We start from the raw sequence: 1999 nt of genomic DNA, 5'->3' as shown, positions 1-1999 counted from the left end.
AGATGGGTTATTCGCAATTACTTTATTTGAAATCTTTATACTCTAGGGAAAAGAATCATACTCAATATTTCAAAATAATTTTTGAGTTTAGAAACGCAGCCACCACGATTGAATAAGTGTTTAAGACCTATTTGTTTATGTTGTATGCGTTTTTGAATTAATCTTTAAAATACCCTCTTTAAGGCACAAAAAACCTCTCGTTTTGTTTAGAATCTTTGTACTCTCTGAGAAGGGGGCTTTACATACCAATATTACCAAAACGATTTTTGAACTTAGAAAGACGACCGCCACGGTCCACGAGTGTTTGGGATCCGCCTGTCCATGCTGGATGTGTTCTCGGGTCAATATCTAGATTAAGGGTATCACCCTCTTTTCCCCAAGTGGAACGCGTCGTATACTGAGTTCCATCCGTCATAACAACGGTAATTCTATGATAGTTGGGATGAATATTCGCTTTCATGCGTCAAACCTTTTACATTTATAGAACGAAAGAGCATTCTTCGATTTTTTAAGTGCGCTTCCTTTGTCTTTTTGATACATTGATTAAAATTTTTATTTCTATAGCTGAGCATGCACCAGAAAACAAGTATGCAAGATGTATCATTGTGTCAAGTGTAATAAATCCAATAGAGTGAGAAAAATTTTATGAAGTTACATTATCATTCTGAAAAATCTACAAAATCGTCCCCTCGAAAATCTTCATTTTCTTCACTTGCAATTTTTTTTCCTTATCTTTTACGCTATCGTTGGTTATTTATCTTTGCCCTTTTTGCTTTGTCTGCTGCTGCTCTTATCACCTTAGCTTTGCCGGTCGCTATCCGCCAAATGTTGGATCATGGGTTTTCTACTTCAAGCCATGGCCATATTAATTTTTACTTCGGAATTTTGTTTGTCTTAGCTTTTTTTCTCGCATTTTCTTCAGCAACTCGCTACTATTGTGTTATTACATTAGGAGAACGGCTTGTTGCTGATTTACGGCGCGATATGTTTGTTCATATTATGAAACTTTCTCCTGCTTTTTTTGATCGGTCACATTCAGGCGAAATTGTTTCAAGACTTTTAACAGATACCACACAAATAAAATTGGCCGTTGGTTCGACTGCCTCCACTGCTTTGCGTCAACTAATTATAGTCATTGGAGCTGTCGTAATGATGGTGATCACCAATGCTAAATTATCTTTGCTAGTTCTAGCTACCATTCCTTTTGTTGCCATTCCCTTAGTGTTCTTTGGGCGTAAAGTTCGTATGCGGACACGTGTAGCACAAGATCGGCTCGCAGATGCTAATGCTGTCGCGACAGAACAGATAAGTGCTATACGCACTGTGCAAGCCTTTACCGCTGAAGAACTCGTATCGACACGTTTTTCACAGTTAGTGGAACGTGCTTTTCAAACAGCACGGACTTCTGTTATCTTGCGGTCCTTTTTTACTGGTTTTGCAATTTTTTTGGTTTTTAGCAGTGTAGTTGCTGTTTTATGGATTGGGTCACACGATGTTTTGAATGGAACAATGACAGGGGGAACATTAGGACAATTTGTTCTTTATGCGGTTTTTGGAGCTTCTACTTTTGCCCAATTATCAGAACTGGGAGCGGAATTAATCCAAGCAGCAGGAGCTGCTGAACGGCTTGCCGAATTATTACAAGAGCAACCTACACTTTTAACATCTAAAAATCCGTTATCATTGGTGCAACCTGTTCAGGGAGAACTTATTTTTGAGAAAGTCGATTTTACCTATCCTTCTAGAGCAAAAGAAAAGATTTTACGCTCACTTTCCTTTTCTGTAAAAGCAGGAGAAACAGTTGCTTTTGTTGGGGCTTCAGGGGCAGGAAAAAGCACTATTTTTTCTTTGATCCTTCGTTTTTATGATCCGATAAGTGGAACAATTCGGTTGGATGGCATGGAAATTAATCGCCTTTCTTTGCAAGATTTACGCAATTCAATCTCTTATGTTCCGCAAGATATTGCTATTTTTGATGGAACATTGCGGGATAATATTA

2 protein-coding genes are annotated in these 1999 nt (G+C 38.2%); one reads left to right on the top strand and one right to left on the bottom strand.

Annotated elements, in window-relative coordinates; genetic code table 11:
• Positions 1 to 238: 238 nt before the first annotated feature.
• A complete protein-coding gene (rpmE, locus tag GGR08_RS07840; RefSeq protein ID WP_183194744.1) occupies positions 239 to 460 on the bottom strand; it encodes a 50S ribosomal protein L31 in 222 nt (73 codons plus the stop codon).
• Between the two features lie 185 nt (positions 461 to 645).
• Here rpmE and GGR08_RS07835 point away from each other — a divergent pair.
• The coding region (locus GGR08_RS07835) for an ABC transporter transmembrane domain-containing protein (RefSeq protein ID WP_183194743.1) at positions 646 to 1999 on the top strand (1354 nt) is incomplete at its 3' end.

This window comes from Bartonella fuyuanensis (assembly GCF_014197255.1).
Classification (GTDB): domain Bacteria; phylum Pseudomonadota; class Alphaproteobacteria; order Rhizobiales; family Rhizobiaceae; genus Bartonella; species Bartonella fuyuanensis.
Note: the sequence above shows the minus strand (reverse complement) of the source record. Positions and strands in the feature narration are given on the sequence as shown.